The sequence below is a fragment of the Bradyrhizobium algeriense genome, assembly GCF_003062295.1.
GTDB classification, from domain to species: Bacteria; Pseudomonadota; Alphaproteobacteria; order Rhizobiales; family Xanthobacteraceae; genus Bradyrhizobium; species Bradyrhizobium algeriense.
Genome location: NZ_PYCN01000005.1, coordinates 91,637 through 108,403, shown reverse-complemented (window position 1 = coordinate 108,403; position 16,767 = coordinate 91,637). Strand labels below are relative to the sequence as shown.

General features: G+C 64.5%; 10 protein-coding genes. 4 read left to right on the top strand and 6 right to left on the bottom strand.

Annotated elements, in window-relative coordinates:
- Positions 1 to 112 precede the first annotated feature (112 nt).
- Positions 113 to 3,433 (top strand): carboxyl transferase domain-containing protein, encoded by a 3,321-nt coding sequence (locus tag C7G61_RS13435; protein WP_108514668.1) that lies wholly within the window; start codon positions 113 to 115, stop codon positions 3,431 to 3,433.
- Positions 3,434 to 4,175: 742 nt separating this feature from the next.
- Here C7G61_RS13435 and C7G61_RS13425 read toward each other — a convergent pair.
- Positions 4,176 to 5,792, bottom strand: coding sequence for a flavin-containing monooxygenase (locus C7G61_RS13425; RefSeq protein ID WP_108514664.1), 1,617 nt, complete (start codon positions 5,790 to 5,792; stop codon positions 4,176 to 4,178).
- Positions 5,793 to 5,973: 181 nt separating this feature from the next.
- Between C7G61_RS13425 and C7G61_RS13420 the strand changes: the two genes are divergently transcribed.
- The 3 genes from C7G61_RS13420 (at position 5,974) to C7G61_RS13410 (ending at position 9,150) form a co-directional block, all read left to right on the top strand.
- Positions 5,974 to 7,572 carry a GMC family oxidoreductase gene (locus tag C7G61_RS13420; protein ID WP_190241793.1) on the top strand — a complete coding sequence of 533 codons (1,599 nt, stop codon included), beginning with the start codon at positions 5,974 to 5,976 and terminating at the stop codon, positions 7,570 to 7,572.
- Between the two features lie 22 nt (positions 7,573 to 7,594).
- The gene (locus C7G61_RS13415; RefSeq protein WP_108515044.1) at positions 7,595 to 8,044 is read left to right on the top strand and encodes a hypothetical protein; all 450 of its coding nucleotides are present in this window, start codon (positions 7,595 to 7,597) and stop codon (positions 8,042 to 8,044) included.
- 80 nt (positions 8,045 to 8,124) lie between these two features.
- Positions 8,125 to 9,150 (top strand): S1C family serine protease, encoded by a 1,026-nt coding sequence (locus C7G61_RS13410; protein WP_108514662.1) that lies wholly within the window; start codon positions 8,125 to 8,127, stop codon positions 9,148 to 9,150.
- On the opposite strand, the gene C7G61_RS13405 is transcribed toward C7G61_RS13410, so the two are convergent.
- The 5 genes from C7G61_RS13405 to C7G61_RS13385 form a co-directional block, all read right to left on the bottom strand.
- The gene (locus C7G61_RS13405) at positions 9,151 to 9,933 is read right to left on the bottom strand and encodes an alpha/beta fold hydrolase (RefSeq protein ID WP_108514660.1); all 783 of its coding nucleotides are present in this window, start codon (positions 9,931 to 9,933) and stop codon (positions 9,151 to 9,153) included. It lies immediately after the preceding gene.
- Between the two features lie 3 nt (positions 9,934 to 9,936).
- A complete protein-coding gene (locus C7G61_RS13400; protein ID WP_108514658.1) occupies positions 9,937 to 11,232 on the bottom strand; it encodes an O-acetylhomoserine aminocarboxypropyltransferase in 1,296 nt (431 codons plus the stop codon).
- Positions 11,233 to 11,280: 48 nt separating this feature from the next.
- A complete protein-coding gene (gene pncB / locus C7G61_RS13395) occupies positions 11,281 to 12,585 on the bottom strand; it encodes a nicotinate phosphoribosyltransferase (protein ID WP_108514656.1) in 1,305 nt (434 codons plus the stop codon).
- Positions 12,586 to 12,654: 69 nt separating this feature from the next.
- The gene (locus C7G61_RS13390) at positions 12,655 to 16,209 is read right to left on the bottom strand and encodes a molybdopterin cofactor-binding domain-containing protein (RefSeq protein ID WP_108514654.1); all 3,555 of its coding nucleotides are present in this window, start codon (positions 16,207 to 16,209) and stop codon (positions 12,655 to 12,657) included.
- Complete coding sequence (locus tag C7G61_RS13385) at positions 16,209 to 16,691, bottom strand: (2Fe-2S)-binding protein (RefSeq protein ID WP_108514652.1); 483 nt, start codon at positions 16,689 to 16,691, stop codon at positions 16,209 to 16,211. Before C7G61_RS13385 ends, C7G61_RS13390 begins: the two co-directional genes overlap by 1 nt.
- Between the last annotated feature and the right edge of the window lie 76 nt (positions 16,692 to 16,767).

Below are 16,767 nucleotides of genomic sequence, written 5' to 3'. Positions count from 1 at the left end.
AAGAAATTGAACCGCGGCCGTATCGTGCTGCCGTTGGTGTATGGGGAAGCACGCGGGACGAGGTGAGCCGGTTACCCGTTCATTTCGCTCCGGTGCCTGAACGGAAACGTCGATGTCCTTCCACAAGCTGCTGATCGCCAACCGTGGCGAGATCGCCATCCGCATCGCCCGCGCGGCGGGCGACGCCGGCCTTGCTACCGTCGCGATCCATTCCGCCGACGATGCGCAATCGCTGCATGTCCGCGCCGCCGACGCGGCCTGCGAAATCCCCGGGCGCGGCGCGCGGGCCTATCTCGATATCGAGGCCGTGATATCGGCCGCCAAGGCAACCGGCTGCGAGGCGGTGCATCCGGGCTATGGCTTCCTCAGCGAGAACGCCACGCTCGCCCGGCGCTGCATTGAGGAAAGCATCGTCTTTGTCGGGCCGTCGCCGGAGGCGCTCGACCTGTTTGGTGACAAGGCGCAGGCGAAGGCGCTGGCCAAACAATGCGGCGTGCCCATCATCGAGGGCACCAGCGGGCCGACCAGCCTGGAAGAGGCAAGGGCCTTCCTGGAATCTTTAGGGCCCGGCGGCGCCATCATGATCAAGGCGATCGCCGGCGGCGGCGGCCGCGGCATGCGCATCGTCGACGACGCGGGCAAGCTGGAGGAGGCCTATGCGCGCTGCCAGTCCGAGGCGATGGCGGCCTTCGGCAGCGAGGGCGTCTATGTCGAGCGCCTGATCCGCAACGCCCGCCACATCGAGGTGCAGATCATCTGCGACCACTACGGTGCCATCAGCCATCTCTGGGAGCGCGAATGCACCATCCAGCGCCGCAACCAGAAACTCATCGAGGTCGCGCCGAGCCCGTCGCTCAACGACGCCTTGCGCGGGCGCATCATTGATGCCGCCAAGGAACTCGCCGCCGCCGCCAACTACGACAACCTCGGCACCTTCGAATTCCTCGTCGATAACGACGCCAAAACCAGCGACCAGGCGTTTGCCTTCATCGAGGCCAATCCGCGGCTGCAGGTCGAGCATACCGTCACCGAGGAGGTGCTCGGCCTCGATCTCGTGCAGTCGCAGCTCGCGGTCGCGGCCGGCGCCACGCTGGGTTCGCTCGGTCTGGCGCAGGCCTATATCCCAAGGCCGCGCGGCTTTGCGATGCAGCTCCGCGTCAACATGGAAGTGATGGACGAGACCGGCGGGACAAAGCCCACCGGCGGGACGCTGGCGCTGTTCGACCTGCCGTCCGGCCCCGGCGTTCGCGTCGATACGTTTGGCTATTCCGGCTACCGCACCAGCACCGCCTTCGACTCGCTGCTTGCCAAGGTCATCGTGCATTCGCCGGGCGGTAACTGGACCGACGTCGTGCACAAGGCTTCGCGCACGCTGCGCGAGTTCCGCATCGGCGGCGTCGCCACCAACATCCCCTTCCTGGCGGCGATTTTGGCGCATCCGGATTTCGTCGAGAACCGCGTCAGCACCGGCTTCATCGAGGCCCATGTCGCTGATCTCGTCGGCGAAGCCAAGGCGACCGCCGAGACGGCGCTGATTGAATCCGGCGCCGCAGCCGATGACGGCGCACCCATGACGGAAGCCGCGGCTGGCGGACCGGGGCCGGCAGGCTCAGAGCCCGTTCCCGCGCCGCTGCAGGGCACGATCGTGGCGGTGGATGTCAGGGAAGGGGACCTCGTCCGCCCCGGTCAGCAGATCGCCGTGTTGGAATCCATGAAGATGGAGCATCTGGTGACCGCGCCGCATGGCGGCAGGGTGACGAAGGTTGCGACGGAAGCTGGCGCCACGCTGATGCAGGACGAGGCGATCCTCTATCTGGAGCCGGCCGAAATCGACGCCCATGATGTGACCGAGGAGGAGGACGTCGATCTCGATCACATCCGCCCCGATCTGGCCGAGCTGATCGAACGTCATGCCATCACGCTGGATGAAAACCGCCCGGCGTCGGTCGAGCGCCGCCGCAAGACCAACCAGCGCACCGCGCGCGAGAACATCGCCCAGCTCGTCGATGAAGGATCCTTCGTCGAATACGGCTCGCTCGCCATCGCTGCCCAGCGTCGGCGGCGCACGGTCGATGACCTCATCCGCAACACGCCGGCCGACGGCCTGATCTCCGGCGTCGCCACCGTGAACGCAGAAAAATTCGGTGCGGACGCTGCCCGCTGCATGGTGATCGCCTACGACTATACCGTGCTGGCCGGCACCCAGGGCCACATGAACCACAAGAAGATCGACCGTATGCTCGGCCTTGCCGAGCAGTGGCGGATGCCGCTGGTGTTTTATGCCGAGGGCGGCGGCGGCCGGCCCGGCGATACCGACCGGCTCGGCATGACCGGCCTCGACGGGCCGTCCTTCGTGCAATTCGCAAAACTCTCCGGCCTCGTGCCGGTGATCGGCATCGTCTCCGGCTATTGCTTTGCCGGCAACGCCGCGATGCTCGGCTGTTGCGACGTCATCATCGCGACGATGAACGCGTCGATCGGCATGGGCGGCCCCGCGATGATCGAAGGCGGCGGCCTCGGCGTCTATCATCCGGCCGAAGTGGGGCCGGTGTCGTTCCAGTCGCCGAACGGCGTCATCGACATTCTGGTGGAGGACGAGGCGGAAGCGACGGCCGCCGCGCAAAAATATCTGTCGTACTTTCAAGGCGCGCAAGCCGACTGGAAGGCGCCGGACCAGCGCCTGTTGCGGCGGGCGATCCCGGAAAACCGCCTGCGGGTATACGATATCAGGACCGTCATCGATCTTCTCGCGGATGAAGGCTCGGTGCTGGAAATCCGCCGCGACTTTGGCGTCGGCATGATCACCGCTTTCATCCGCATCGAGGGAAAACCGTTCGGCCTGATCGCCAACAATCCAAAACATCTCGGCGGCGCGATCGATGCGCCGGCCGGCGACAAGGCCGCACGCTTCATGCAGCTCTGCGATGCCTTCGACATTCCGATCCTGTCGCTGTGCGATACGCCGGGCTTCATGGTCGGTCCCGAAGCCGAAAAGACCGCGATCGTGCGCCACGTCGCGCGCATGTTCGTGACCGGCGCCAGCCTCACCGTGCCGCTGTTCGGCATCGTCCTGCGCAAGGGCTACGGCTTGGGGGCGCAATCCATGATCGGCGGCGGCTTCCATGCTTCCTTCTTCACGGTGGCCTGGCCGACCGGCGAGTTCGGCGGCATGGGGCTGGAAGGCTATGTCCGGCTTGGCTTCCGCAAGGAGATGGAGGCGATCGAAGACCCCGTCGAGCGCGAGGAATACTACCAGGCCAAGGTCGACGAGCTCTACGCCAACGGCAAGGCGGTCTCGATCGCCTCGGTGCTGGAGATCGACGAAGTGATCGATCCCGCCGACACGCGGCAGTGGATCATGGCGGGCCTGCGCTCGGTGCCGAAGCCGGAAGTGCGCACGACAAAGAAGCGGCCGTGCATCGATGCTTGGTAGTTCTGCTTCGTCATTGCGAGGAGCGAAGCGACGAAGCAATCCACGTCTCTGCACGCCGCGCTATGGATTGCTTCGCTTCGCTCGCAATGACGATGTGGAGGCAGCCGCGTGCGACCAAATGGCTCGACGGGCAAATCACTTCTGATTTTCAGAAATTGTGTCAAGCCCGGGATTGAAAAATATTCCGCTTTCGTTCTCACGCAAATCAGCCCCATAACTCCGCCCGTCTCACCCGATTGAGGGGCGTTGGCCATCGTCACGAACGCGCGGTGAGATGCGATGGACGCTGAAGGCGCGATAGACGTACGCGCCGGATGCGTACGGCGAAGTCGTGTGGTTCGGGCGCCGCGGTGCTGGCGTTAAGTTCTTAAGAAGCGAAGCTTCTCAGGGACGACGGAGGCAAAAGAGCCGTTCTCCGGGAAGAGCACGAAGTAAGCCGTAAAGCCATTGCGCAGGGAAGGCCGGAATGCTCCCGCTGCCCTGTATGCTCGTGTGCAGTTTTGTTTGCGCAAATCGCACGCGAGACCGCGGGTGCAGCAAGCACCCGGTCTTCCCTGCGCCCTCTATTTCGAAAAGGGCAAACGAAATTGCAAACCTCGGGCGCAATGCGTCGCGAGATCGCGAAACTGCATCCGCCGTCATTGCGAGGAGCGAAAGCGACGAAGCAATCCATATCTCCGCATCCCGCGCTATGGATTGCTTCGCTTCGCTCGCAATGACGGGAGAGGGGCCGACGATGACGCTACCCCAGCCTCAACTCCTCATACCCCTTCGCCGCCACCCCGTCGCAGCGCGCGCGATACGCCGGTGCGCTGCCGCTGTAGCGGGCGACGATGCGGGTCTGCTTGCCCTCGACGTTGGAATTGATGCCGGTCATCCAGGAATTGACCTCGTTGGAAAGCAGTCCCTCGCCGAGCGCCTTGACGTGATCGGTCCAGGATTTCACGCCCTCGGGCGTCGCCTCCAGCCGCGTCAGCTTGTTCTTCACCGCAAACCCAATAAGCCCCGTCACCCAGTCGACGCTGTATTCGATGCTGCGCGGAATGTTGCCGAGCGCGGTGTGCGGGCCCATCAGCATCAGCATGTTGGGAAATTCGTGGACCATGATGCCGAGATAAGTCTCCGGTCCGCTCTTCCATTTATCTTTGAGGCGCACCCCGCCTGCGCCGCGAAAATCGATCTTGTCGAAGCTGCCGGTGATGGCGTCGAAACCGGTCGCATAAATGATGATGTCGAACGAGTATTCCCTGTCGCTGGTCCTGATTCCGTTGGGCGTGATCCGCTCGATCGGCGTTTCCGTGATGTCGACAAGCTCGACATTGTCCTGATTATAGACCTCATAATAAAAAGTCTCGAGCGGCAGCCGCCGGGTGCCAAAACCGTGATTCCTTGGAATCAGCTTCTCCGCCACGGCCTGATTCTTCACCCGCTGCCGGATCTTGCGCGCCACGAAATCCGAGATCGTCGCATTCGCCTTGCGGTCGATCAGGATGTCGCGGAAATTGCCTTGCCAGATGCCGAAGCCGCGCTCGCCATAGAGCTTTTCATAAAACGCCTCGCGTTCCTCGTCCGACAGCTCGAACGCGCCGCGCGGGTCCGGCGTATGCAGGAAGCAGGCAAAAGTCTCCTGGCAGCGGGCGAACATCTCCGGATAGCCTGCCTTGATCTTCGCTTGCGTCTCGGCGTCGATCTTGCCGTTGTGCAGCGGCGCACACCAGTTCGGCGTGCGCTGGAACACGGTGAGATGGCCGACTTGGCCCGCAATGGTCTGGATGGTCTGCACGCCGGTCGCGCCGGTGCCGATCACGGCGACGCGCTTGCCGGTGAAATCCACCGGCTCCTTCGGCCATCGCGCGGTATGGAACGACGCGCCCTTGAAATCGTCGCGTCCCTCGATCCGCGGCAATGTGGGGGTCGACAGCGGGCCGATCGCCGTGATCAGGAACCGGGTGTTGAAGCGGCTGCCGTCTTCGAGCGTAACGCTCCAGCTTCGCGAGCTCTCATCATAAATCGCCGCCGTCACCCGGCTGCGAAACTGGATATCGCGGCGCAGGTCGAACTTGTCGGCAACGTAGTTGAGGTAGCGCAGCGTCTCCGGCTGGCCGGCGAAATGCTCCGACCATTCCCATTCCTGCAGCAAATCCTTGGAGAAAGAATAGCCGTAGGAATAGCTCTCCGAATCGAAGCGGGCGCCCGGATATCGGTTCCAGTACCAGGTGCCACCGACTTCGGTGCCGGCCTCGAACACGCGCACGCGAAACCCCTGTTCACGCAGCCGGTAGAGCTGGTACAGGCCCGACATGCCCGCGCCGATGATGATGGCGTCGAAATCCGGAATCGGCGTGGTCTCCGTGCTCATGGTTTGGCGCAAGGCTATCCCGTCTCGCGCCCGCGAACAAACCGGTATCGAGGCGCGGCAGGGTTGCAGGTTTGTCCGACCAAGCCCGCCTCACGCAGCTTTACTGCTGGCCGCATCTGCCCCTATCGTGATGCCGAGATCGCCGTTAGGCGACGTAGTTCAGGGAGCGAAGCGAACCACAATGAACGATCCCGTTGACGTCCTGATCATCGGCGCCGGCGCGTCCGGCGCGGCGGTGGCGTGGTCGCTGGCCGAAACCAAGATGCACATCCTCTGCCTCGACCAGGGCGGCTGGATGAAGCCGTCGGAATATCCCAGCACCGGGCGCGACTGGGAGGCGAAGTTTTATGGCGATTGGTCGACCAGCCCCAACATTCGCGGCCGGCCCGAGGATTATCCTGTTAACGACGACAATTCGCCGATCAAGGTCGTGAACTTCAACGGCGTCGGCGGCTCGACGGTGATGTACACCGCGCATTGGCCGCGGCTGCATCCCTCCGATTTCAAGGTGAAGACGCTCGATGGCGTCGCTGATGACTGGCCGATCGATTACGACGCACTCACCCCGTTCTTCGAAGAGAACGACCGGATGATGGGCGTCTCGGGGCTTTCAGGCGATCCGCTTTCGCCGCTGACGCGCCCGCCGATGCCGCCGCAGCCGCTTGGACTCTCCGGCCCGCTGATCGGCAAGGCCATGAACAAGCTCGGTTGGCACTGGTGGCCATCGGATACGACGGTCGCGACGATGGACTATGAGGGCCGGGCGCGCTGCATCAATCTCGGCCATTGCACGCCGGCCTGCGCGCAAGGCGCAAAGGCCTCGACCGACATCACCTATTGGCCGCATGCGATTCGCGCCGGCGTCGAGCTCAAGACCCACTGCCGGGTGCGCGAGATCCTCACCAACGAGCACGGCATGGCCTCGGGCGTCGTCTACTACGACAAGGATGGCGTCGAGCAGTTCCAGCCGGCCGAGGTCGTCATCATCGCCTGCAACGGCGTCGGCACGCCGCGGCTGCTTTTGAACTCGATCTCCGGCCGTTTCCCGAATGGGCTGGCCAATTCATCCGGCCTGGTCGGCAAGAACCTGATGTTTCATCCCTATGCGCAGATCTACGGCTTCGTGAAGGAGCCGACCGACAGTAACCGCGCGCCGCCGACCTGCCTCTGGAGCAAGGAGTTTTACGACACGGATCTGTCGCGCGGCTTCGTGCGCGGCTACGGCATCCAGTTCGGCCGCGGTGCTGGGCCCGTGTTCGAAGCGGTGGCGAGCGAGCAGAAAGGCATTTTGCCGTGGGGCGCGGATCATCACCGCGTGTTCCGCAGGCTCAACGGCCATCGGCTTGCGGTCTCCGCGATCTGCGAGGATCTGCCCGAGGAGCATAACCGCGTCACGCTCGATCCCGTGCTGAAGGACGGCCACGGCATTCCCGCGCCGAAGATCGACTACACGATCAGCGAGAACAGCCGGAAGATGATGGAGCATGGACTGGCGCGCGGCCGCGAGATTCTCGAAACCGCCGGCGCCACCGATATCTGCATCAACAACCCGATTCCGTGGGGCGGCTGGCATCTGCTCGGCACCGCGCGGATGGGCACTGATCCCGCGCGCTCCGTGGTCAACGAATGGGGCCGCTCGCACGATGTGAAGAATCTCTTCATCGTCGATGGCAGCGTGTTCGTGACATCAGGCGGCGTCAACCCGACCTCGACCATCCAGGCGATCGCGCTCTATGTCGCCGACCAGATGAAGCAACGCCTTGCCAACCTCTTCGATTGAGACCGCCATGTCCGCAGCAAACATGTCCGCAGCAAAACAACTGACCTCGGCCCAACGCGATGATCTCCGCACCGTCGCCGCGATGATCGTTCCCGCCAGCGACGAGTACAAGGTGCCCGGCGCGGACGATCCCGCGATCCAGGCCGACATGCTGGCGACGCTCGGCCGCGACACCGCGCAGGTCAAGCAGGCGCTCGATCATCTCGCGCGTCTCGCCGGCCGGCCCCTGGCCGAACTCGATGCGGCCAGGCGCGAGGCGATAGCGAACGAGTTCCGCGCCACCGGAGGCGCCGCGGCAGCGACGCTCGTTCGTGTCGTCCTGCAATGCTATTACCGTGACGACCGGGTGTTGCGCTCGCTCGGGTTGGAGCTTCGCGCACCGTTCCCGAGAGGCTACACGCTGGAGGAGGGTGACTGGGCGCTGCTCGATCCGGTCAGAGCAAGGTCGGGGACGCTCAGGCGGGCGCCGTAACAGGCCAGCCTTGCGGCGAACGCGGACATCTTGCGAATCCGGTTCCCGGCCACCATCTGATGAGCCGAAGGAATCTCGCCATGTTGGATTTTACCTCAGATATCGCCGATGACGGGCCGTCATCGCGAACGGCCGAGCCTGCCCGGGACAATGATCGGGTCTTGCTCGATGCCTATTCCAATGCCGTGATCGACGTGACCGAGCGCGTCGGCCCAGCCGTCGTGCGCGTCGAGACGGGGCCGAAGGTGCGCAGCGTGCGTGAGCGCGGCGGACTTGGCTCCGGCATCGTGATCTCGCCCGATGGTCTCGTGCTGACCAACAGCCATGTGGTCGGGTCATCGAAAGAGATCAGGCTGCGCGACATCGAAGGCTTTGTCACCGACGCGCATGTGTTGGGTGTCGATCCCGATACCGACCTCGCGTTGCTGCGGGCCGATGGCGCGCGCGATCTGCGCTACGCCTCGCTGGGCAATTCCAAGAGCCTGCGCCGCGGCCAACTCGTGGTCGCGATCGGCAACCCGCTCGGCTTTGAATCGACGGTGACAGCCGGCGTGGTGTCGGCGCTCGGCCGATCCATCCGATCGGTGAGCGGACGAACCATCGAAGACGTGATCCAGACCGACGCCGCGCTCAACCCCGGAAATTCCGGCGGGCCGCTGGTGTCGTCGGCCGCAGAAGTGATCGGCATCAATACTGCGATCATCAACGGCGCGCAGGGCATCTGCTTTGCGGTCGCCAGCAACACCGCGCAGTTCGTGCTGTCCGAGATCATCCGTCACGGCTACGTCCGCCGCGCCTATATCGGCGTCGCCGGACAGACCGCGCCGATCCCGCGGCGTCACGCGGTGGTCGCCGGCGTCGACAACAAGATGGGCGCGCTGCTGGCGCAGATCGAGCCGGATAGTCCGGCGGAGAAGGCGGGGCTGCTGCCCGGCGATGTCGTGATCAGGCTCGACGGCATCGAGATCAACGGCGTCGACGATCTGATCCGCGCCCTCGACCGCGACCGCATCGGCCGCACGCTCGCGATGGACGTGCTGCGGTTGGGACGCCTGTGCGCGATCGATATTCATCCAGTGGAGCGGAGGCCGGCGGGAAGGCAGTAACTATTGACGCAGCGCCGCCAGCAACTCGTCCGGCGCTTCGGCCATGATCATGTGGCCGGCGCCCGGAACCACAACGGTGCGCGAATTCGGCGTCGCCGCCGCCAATGTCTTGCCGGCCTTCGCAGGCGTCATCATGTCACGCTCGCCGAGAATGAAGGTGGCGGGCACTTTCACCTGCGCGGCTGCGGCGAGCGCGTTCTGATACGAGTTGCAGGCATTGAGATCGTTGTACAGCACGCCCGGCCGCGTCTGCTGCAGCACGCGCTGCGCGCCCTGGTGCATCCATAGTCCCGGCGCGAGGCTGCCGCCGAGTTCGGCCTTGAAGCCGAGACCCCAGATCGAGACCATGTCGATGGCATCGGGATTGTTGAACTCCGCGGCCTTAAGCAGATCGGGCCCCACCGTCATCGCGGCGGCGGTGCCGATCAAACTGAGGCCGGAGACCTTCTCCGAATGCCGCGCGGAAGTCTCGAGCGCGATCAGCGATCCCATCGAATGCCCGACCAGCTTCGCCTTCGGCGCGCCGGCCGAGTCGAGCAGCGCCGCAGTCCAGTCGGCCATGTCGGCGATGGTCGGCAACGGCGCGCCGGAAGAACGGCCATGGGCCGGCAAGTCCGGCGCCAGCACGGAATAGCCGTGATGCGCGAACCAGCGGCTGTGCAGCGCCCAGGTCGAATGATCAAAACCCGCACCATGCAGCATCACCACTGCAGGCAGCGACGGATCGAACGGACGGCCGCCGGTGGCAACGAAGACATCAGCACCATTGACGGAAAGCTGCATGGTTCAAACCTTCTGCGATGCGCGAAGCGCCTGGCCGAGATCGTCGATGATATCGGAAACGGTTTCGATTCCGACCGACAGCCGCACCAGCTCCTCGCCGACGCCTGCGGCCTTCAACTGTGCGGCGTCCATCTGCTGATGCGTGGTGCTGGCGGGGTGGATGACCAGCGTCTTGGCGTCGCCGACATTGGCGAGGTGGCTGATCATCCGCAACGATTCGATGAATTTCTTGCCCGCCGCGCGACCGCCCTTGATGCCGAAAGAGACGATCGATCCGGCGCCCCGCGGCAGCAGCCGCTTCGCGAGCTGATGGTCGGGATGATTCTCCAGCGCGGGATGCAGCACCCAGTCGACGGCCTTGTTGGCAGTGAGCGCCTCGAGCACCGCGAGCGTATTGCTCATGTGGCGCTCCATGCGGATGCCCAGCGTCTCGACGCCCTGCAACAACTGGAACGCGTTGGTCGGCGAGAGACACGCGCCAAAATCACGCAAACCTTCCGTGCGCGCGCGCATGATGAAGGCGGCCTGGCCGAACTGCTCGTCGAAGACGATGCCGTGATAGCCGGCATAGGGCTCGGTGAGCTGGGGGAATTTGCCGGAAGCGTGCCAGTCGAACCGGCCGCCATCGACGATGACGCCGCCGATCGCGATGCCGTGGCCGCCGATCCATTTGGTCGCCGAGTTCATCACGATATCTGCGCCGAGTTCGATCGGCCGGCTGAGAAACGGCGTGGCGAAGGTGTTGTCGATCAACAGCGGAATTTTGGCGTCATGCGCGATCTGGGCGACATCAGGAATATCCAGCACTTCCAGCCCGGGATTGCCGATGGTCTCGCCGATCACGAGCCGCGTGTTCGACTTGATCGCCGCGCGGAATTCATCGAGCGCACGCGGCTTGACGAAGGTGGTGGTGATACCGAAGCGCGGCAGCGTGTGGGTGAGCAGGTTGATGGTGCCGCCGTAGAGCGAGGAGGAGGCGACGATGTGATCGCCCGCATTGAGCAGGGTGGCGATCGCCAGATGCATCGCGGCCATACCGCTCGCCGTGCAGATCGCGCCGACGCCGGCTTCGAGCGCGGCGAGGCGCTCCTCGAGCACCGCCGTGGTGGGATTGGAAATGCGCGTGTAGATGTGGCCGGCGCGTTCCAGGTTGAACAGTGCCGCGGCGTGATCGGAATCCTGGAACACATAGGACGTGGTCTGGTAGATCGGCACCGCGCGGGCGCCGGTTGCGGGGTCCGGGCGCTGGCCGGCGTGCAGGCTCAGGGTTTCGAAAGCAGGCGGCTTGGGTGCGGGCATGCGGGGCTCGTCAAGTCGATAGGTGGCTGGAAATTGATATTTGCGGGTTCAGACGTGCACGGGAGTGCGGACGCGGCCGGCATTTCCGAACACGCGCAGATAGCGCTCGACCTCGGACGCGGAGCCGGTCGCCTTCTCGGGATTGTCGGACAGCTTGACCGCCGGCCGTCCATCGACCGAGGTCACCTTGCAGACCAGCGAGATTGGATCGAGATCGGCGGAACCATCGGGCGCGCAGCCGACGAAATCATTGGTCAGGTTGGTGCCCCAGCCGAACGAGATACGGACGCGTCCCGCGAAATGGCGATAGGTCTCCTCGATCGAGTCGACGTCCATGCCGTCGGAGAAAACCAGCAGCTTCTCCCTGGGATCGCGGCCCTTCTGCTTCCACCACTTGATGATCTCCTCGCCGGCCGTGATCGGCGGCGCGCTGTCCGGGCGAAAGCCGGTCCAGTCGGCGAGCCAGTCCGGCGCGTCGCGCAAAAACACCTTGGTGCCGAAGGCGTCGGGCAGCGCAATCAAAAGATTGCCGCCATAGGTGTGTCGCCACTGATCTAGGATACGATAGGGCGCCCAGCGCAGTTCCTCGTCGGAATTGGCGAGCGCGGCTGCGACCATCGGCAGTTCATGCGCGTTGGTTCCGATCGCTTCGAGATCGTTGTCCATCGCCAGCAGCACGTTCGAGGTGCCGGTGAACGAAGGCCCGAGTCCCTCCTTGACCGCCTCGACGCACCAGCGCTGCCAGAGGTGGCCGTGGCGGCGGCGGGTGCCGAAGTCCGACAGCCGCAAGCCTTCGAGCTTGCGCAGCCGTTCGACCTTGGACCACAGCTTGGCCTTGGCGCGGGCATAGAGCACGTCGAGCACAAAACGTCCCTGTCCCTTGGTCGCCTGTCGCGAACGCAGCTCGTTCATGATCGCGAGCGCCGGGATCTCCCACATCGTGGTGTGGGTCCACGGCCCATGGAAGTGCAGTTCGTACTGGCCGTCGACCTTGTTCAATTCGTATTCGGGCAGGCGAAAGCTGGCGAGCCAGTTGATGAAGTCGGGCGAGAACATCTGGGTCTTGCCGTAGAACGTATTACCCGCGAGCCAGATCAGTTCCTTCTTGGTGAAGCGGATGGTGCGGGCATGATCGAGCTGCGCGCGCAGTTCGCCCTCGTCGATGATCTCGGCAAGGCGGACCTGCTTCGTGCGGTTGATGACCGAAAAGGTGACGCGCTGATCCGGATAGAATTCGCGGATCATCTGCAGCATCAAAAGCTTGTAAAAATCGGTGTCGAGCAGGCTGCGCACGATCGGGTCGAGCCGCCAGCCATGGTTATAGGTTCGGGATGCAATGTCGGTAACTGCCATGGCGGAACTCTACCGTGCCGGAGGCCGCCCAACTAGTGGGTTCTGGCCGGAACATGGCAGCTCAGCGCGCTATTCCTGCCGGATTCGGCCGACTGCCGCCTGGATACCGGTCCAGGCAGGCTTGTCCGGGGCGAATTGCCGTCGCAGATAAGCGGTCAGTTCCGCGACCTGGCCGTCGGTCAGGCTGTCCTTGAAGGCCGGCATATAGCCGAGATCGCTTGCGGCCGGCTTCGCGATGCCGTGCAGGATGAGCTGGATCAGATTATCAGGCGCGGCGCTGTGCAGATTGCTGTTCAGCGCCAGCGACGGCCGGCTGCCGAACAGCGGCGCGCCGCCGACCTCGTGGCACACCGCGCAGGCCCCTTGGTAGAGCCGGGCGCCGGTGCTGGAGGCAGCCGACGCGAGCGTGCCAGTCGAGGATTCCAGTCTCGCGGCGAGCGCTTGCTGCGCCGCGGGATCCATGGAGTTCTCATTGAACGAAGCGAGATAGACCGACATGGCGCGGATATCGGAATCTGGAAGTGCTGTGAGCTCCTTCACGACGGGCGCCATCGGCCCGGCGGCGACGCCGTGAAGCCGCGACTCGCCGGTTCGCAGGTAAGCGTAAAGCTCACCCTCACTCCATGGGATCGGCGCCTGCGACAGCGACGTCAGCGCCGGCGCTTCCCAGCCTTCCGCAAATCCGCCGGCGAGATAGGCGTTCGCCTTCTCCGCGCCGAGCGCATTGCGCGGCGAATGGCAGGCGCTGCAATGGCCGAGGCCTTCGACCAGATAGGCCCCGCGATTCCATATCTCGGACTTGGTCGAGTCAGGCTGAAACGTACTCGGCTTGTGGAACAGCGCGTTCCATCCCGCCATCAGTGGACGCAGGTTGAACGGAAACGCCAGCGCATTCTGCGGCGTCTCTGCGCGCACCGGCGACTGCGCCATCAGATAGGCGTAGAGCGCCTGCATGTCGGCGTCGGTGGTCCTGGCGAAATGCGTGTAGGGAAATGCCGGATAGAGATGTCGGCCGTCGCGATGGATTCCCTCCCGCATCGCGCGCTCGAAGGCGGGATAGGACCACGCGCCGATTCCGGTTTCGACATCGGGCGTAATGTTGGTCGAATAGATCGTACCGAAAGGCGTAGGCAACGCCTTGCCGCCGGCGTTGAGGATACCGTTCGCCGAGGTGTGGCAGACCGCGCAGTCGCCGAGCGCGGCGAGTTGCTGGCCGCGGGCGATGGTCGCGGCCGAATAGACCGAGGCATCGGGCCGCGCGATCGGCGCGATCGCGCGCCACGGCAAGACGGCGGCGCCGATACCGATCGCGGCGGCGCACAGGGCTGCGGCTGTCGCGAACACGCCGCGGCGTCCGGCAAAAGGATTTTGCCACCTGTTCAGGTCGGGCTGCGGCGCGGATGTCGGCGACGGCAACGCTTCCGGTGCATGCTGTTCCTCGCCGTGCAATCCCCGCAAGATACGTTCCGGCGTGAACGGCAATTCGCGAAAGCGCACACCCGTCGCATCAAAGATGGCGTTGGCGATGGCAGCCGCGCTGGGGACGGAGGCGGACTCGCCGACGCCGAGTGGCGGTTGATCCTGCCGCGGCAACATCAGGACGTCGATCTCGGGCACCTCGGGGAATTTGATGATGGGGTAGGCGCCCCATTCCCGCGCCGTCACCGACGTGCGATCGAACGACACTTCCTCCATCAGCGCGCGGCTGGTCGACTGGATGACGTTGCCGTGGATCTGGTGGCGGACGCCTTCCGGGTTGATCATCAGGCCGGAGTCCTGTCCCGCCACGACGCGCGTCACGCTGACATCGCCGGTTGCCTTGTTGACGGCGACATCGGCGATCCACGCCGACCATGCCGCGCCATAGCCCGGAAACTTGCTGTGCACATAGAGAGCGTAGGCAAAGCCGCGTCCGCGCACGATGTCACCCTCGGCCTGTTTGTCCTCGCGCATCGGCCGCGGCTTCCAGCCGGCGCGCTCTGCAACTGCGTTGACGAGATCGATGGCGCGCGGGTCCTTCAAATAGCGCAGGCGGTACTCGATCGGGTCGACGCCGGCTTCATCGGCGCATTCGTCAATCCAGGATTCATGCGCAAAAGTGTTCGGCAGCGCCGAGACGCCGCGCAGCCAGGAGGCACGCACGATCGGCGGCATGTCGTTGGCCACCACGCGCAGATTGTCGTAATCGTAGGGCGGGATCGCGGTGCGGTCGCCCATCTCGAAGATGGCGGGCGTGTGCGGGATCGTGCCGGTCAGCAGCAGCGCCAGCGTCGGCGCGCCGTTCGATGGATAGCGCGTGGCAAAGTCATAGCCGGCGACGCTGCCGTCGGCGTTCAATCCGCCATTGACGTCCATCAACTGCGCTGTGCCCTTTGGCTCCCACGCATGTTCCTGCTCACGCGTCAACTGAACGCGTACTGGTCGGCCGACGGCGCGCGACAGCAGCACTGCGTCGGCAGAAACGTCATCGGCGCAGTTGCGGCCGTAGCAACCGGCAGCCTCCATCCGGATCACCTCGATCTCGGCTTCGCGGCGATGGATCAGCCGCGCCAATTCGGTGCGCAGATGATGCGGATTCTGCGTGCCGGACCAGACCCGCGTCAGATCCTCCTGATAATCGGCAACCGCGCAGGAAGGGCCGATCGAAGCGTGCATCTGGTACGGCCAGATGTAGGTTCGCGGCATCGGCTTCGCCGCGCCGGTAATCGCCGCATCGACATTGCCCTTGTCGATCAGAGTCCGCGGCGTCGACGGATTGGCACGCAGCGCGGTCTCGATGTTCTGCAGGTCGGGCAGCGTCGGCACCGGCTTCCAGGAAACCTTCAACTGCGCTGCGGCCTTGATCGCATTTTCCTCGCGCTCGGCGACGACGCCAACGAAGTCGCCGATCTTCACAACGGCGACAAGTCCGGGGATGTCGCGCACGGAGGACTCGTCGACCGCGATCAGGCTGTTGCCGATGAAATCACCGACATCGACGCCGGCATAGGGCGGACGAACGACGCGGCCATGCAGCATGCCGGGCACGCGCATGTCGTGAACGTAGACCAATTCGCCGGTTGCCTTCGCCGGCAGATCGACGCGCGGCACGGATTGGCCGACAATGGTGTAGGCATCGACAGACTTCACGAGAACATCATCGGCCAGTTCAAGCTGGATGGTCTCACCCGCAATCAGTTCGCCATAGCTGACGCTGCGATTGTCCTTGCCGCGGACCAGGCCGTCCTCGATAACGAGTCCTTCGACCGGAAGCTCCAGCCGCTCCGCCGCGCGTGCGATCAGGAACTGCCGTGCCTGCGCTGCGGCCTTGCGCAGCGGCACGGCAGTGATCTGGATCGTTTCGCTCGCGATCGTCGCGCCCTGATTGGGCACCAGAGACGTATCGCCCAGCACGACGACGACGCGCGCAAAGGAGACGTCGAGCTCTTCGGCGACAATCTGTCCGAGCGCGGTGCGGATGCCGGTGCCGAGATCGACATGGCCGTTATAGGCGGTGACCGATCCGTCGGCGGTGATCCTGATGAAGGTCTCGAACTTGACGGCTTCGACGGGGGAGGCGGGACGAACGACGGACAGCGTTCCCTGCAGACGTTCGCGATCCTCGGTCGTGTCGGGAGCCGTCATCACGCCTGCGCCTCAACGGCACGGCCTGCGGCCCGCATCGCCGCACGCATGATCTCGACATGCGCGCCGCAGCGGCAGAGATGATGGCGCAGCGCTTCCAGCACTTCATCGTCCGACGGGTGAGCGGAACGCAACAACAAGGCCTTGGTCGCTATGATCATGCCGTTGAGGCAGTAGCCGCATTGCGCGGCCTGTTCGCGGATGAAGGCCTGCTGCACGGGATCGGGATGCTCGCGCGTTCCGAGACCTTCGAGCGTCACGATGTCGCGGCCGATGCAGCCCTCGATCGGGATCACGCAGGAGCGCGCGGCGACGCCGTCGATCAGCACCGCGCAGGCGCCGCATTCGCCGAGACCGCAGCCATATTTCGGTCCGTTCAAGGCGAGGTCGTTGCGCAGGACGTAAAGCAATGCGGTGTCGGGCGCGGCGTCGACATCGCTGGTCTTGCCGTTGACGGTGAGGCGCATCGTGCTCTGCGTCATGCTCTCCTAAGCCTTCGTTGCGCTGCAAACTACGCGCTGGACGCTGCCGAAAGATACCGTTTGTGTACAAACGTGC

Excerpts from the sequence above, each read along its gene's own strand:
- C7G61_RS13390 (WP_108514654.1), bottom strand. The coding sequence starts at position 16,209 with ATGACGGCTCCCGACACGACCGAGGATCGCGAACGTCTGCAGGGAACG.
- C7G61_RS13385 (WP_108514652.1), bottom strand. The coding sequence starts at position 16,691 with ATGACGCAGAGCACGATGCGCCTCACCGTCAACGGCAAGACCAGCGAT.
- C7G61_RS13420 (WP_190241793.1), top strand. The coding sequence starts at position 5,974 with ATGAACGATCCCGTTGACGTCCTGATCATCGGCGCCGGCGCGTCCGGC.
- C7G61_RS13425 (WP_108514664.1), bottom strand. The coding sequence starts at position 5,792 with ATGAGCACGGAGACCACGCCGATTCCGGATTTCGACGCCATCATCATC.
- C7G61_RS13410 (WP_108514662.1), top strand. The coding sequence starts at position 8,125 with ATGTTGGATTTTACCTCAGATATCGCCGATGACGGGCCGTCATCGCGA.
- C7G61_RS13405 (WP_108514660.1), bottom strand. The coding sequence starts at position 9,933 with ATGCAGCTTTCCGTCAATGGTGCTGATGTCTTCGTTGCCACCGGCGGC.
- pncB (WP_108514656.1), bottom strand. The coding sequence starts at position 12,585 with ATGGCAGTTACCGACATTGCATCCCGAACCTATAACCATGGCTGGCGG.
- C7G61_RS13400 (WP_108514658.1), bottom strand. The coding sequence starts at position 11,232 with ATGCCCGCACCCAAGCCGCCTGCTTTCGAAACCCTGAGCCTGCACGCC.
- C7G61_RS13415 (WP_108515044.1), top strand. The coding sequence starts at position 7,595 with ATGTCCGCAGCAAAACAACTGACCTCGGCCCAACGCGATGATCTCCGC.
- C7G61_RS13435 (WP_108514668.1), top strand. The coding sequence starts at position 113 with ATGTCCTTCCACAAGCTGCTGATCGCCAACCGTGGCGAGATCGCCATC.